This window comes from Streptomyces sp. NPDC047515 (assembly GCF_040643055.1).
Classification (GTDB): domain Bacteria; phylum Actinomycetota; class Actinomycetes; order Streptomycetales; family Streptomycetaceae; genus Streptomyces.
This window is the reverse complement of the sequence record NZ_JBEYTM010000175.1, coordinates 1-1,274: the sequence shown is the minus strand read 5'-3', so window position 1 is coordinate 1,274 and position 1,274 is coordinate 1. Positions and strand designations below refer to the sequence as shown.

At 70.3% G+C, this 1,274-nt stretch carries 1 pseudogene; it reads right to left on the bottom strand.

The annotated features are described in order from the left end of the window. Window positions 1-100 precede the first annotated feature (100 nt). A pseudogene (locus ABZ826_RS39390) lies at window positions 101-1,274 on the bottom strand (NF041680 family putative transposase); the annotation flags it as partial.

Below are 1,274 nucleotides of genomic sequence, written 5' to 3'. Positions count from 1 at the left end.
CTCCTCGGCACGGTGCACAACCTCAACAAGCTCATCAATCACACACCGAAGAATCGCGCTTGACCTTCACCGGGCAGGAGCCGTGCGACAGCCTCGGTGTCTTCCCCTGGAGGCGGCGAAATCCGCGACGGACGCGGGAAGGCGTGAGGCGGCCCGGCTTCGCGGGGCGCTCCCAGGGCTTGCGGAGGTCTTCCGCCAAGGGCCGGGCGAGGCGAAGTTGGGTATGGGCGACAAGAACGAGCCAGGTCCAGCGATCGGCGGCAGCCGGTTCGCGGAGCTTGGGTGCCGTCCACCCCAGTGTCTGCTTGAACAGCCGAAAGGTGTGTTCAAGGTCGAATCTTCGCAGGAACGACCGCCAGAGCCGGTCCACATCCGTGGCCGTGGCATCGACGCTCGACCACCACAGCCACACCGGCTTGGGGTCACGGTCCCCGGGCAAGTGATCGACCCGCAGGCGGATCACCGTGCCTGAGATGACCGGGAGTTCGCCCTCGGGGTGGTCGGCCCATGCCGAGCGTCGGCTCAGCAGCGGATGCAGCCGGTCCCAGGCGGTGGCGACGGCCTGACCGTAGCGGCTGGTCACGCTGGTGGTGGTGCGGGCCGGTGCGGGCCAGGTGGTGTCGTCCTCGAATTTGAACTCCGCCCCGCGCTTGGGCTTGCGCCCGACCTTGCCCGGCGCTCGCAGTGGGGGCGGGAAGTAGAAGACGCGGTCCGAGCGCAGACGGCCAAGCAGCTCCACCGGCAGGTCGGCGAGCAGGAAAGCGAGGCGGGTGACGTCGTAGCCGGCGTCGAGGACGATGAGGATCGGCAGGTCGCCGTCCTTGAAGTGCCCGGCCGTGCGCAGTCGCTCGACCACCTCGCGCAGTTGCGTGGCGGTCACGGCGGTCTCGTCGTCGCCCGGTCCGAGCCGGACCGCGTCCAGCAGCGCGGTCCACGAGGTGCGGCCCGGCTCCAGGGCAGCGACGAAGGAGTACGGCCAGCCCGGGATCATCTGCGCCGAGCCCTTGCCCCGGCCGTAGGTGTGGCAGAACAGCCGCTCCGCGCTGGTCGCCGCGTTCGGCCGCAGCCAGTTGCTGACATCGCAGGCCAGCACGATCCGTCCGTCGGCCGCGCGCGGCAGCGGCAGGCCGGCCAGCGTCCTGCGCAGCCGTGCCACATCCAGCCACCCATGGTTCAAGGCGCCGTACAGGGCTCCATGCCCGCGCCGGTGCTCGGGCGCCAGTGACAGCTCGACCAGCGTCTTGACCGGACCCTCCGTGCACAGCAGCGCGTCG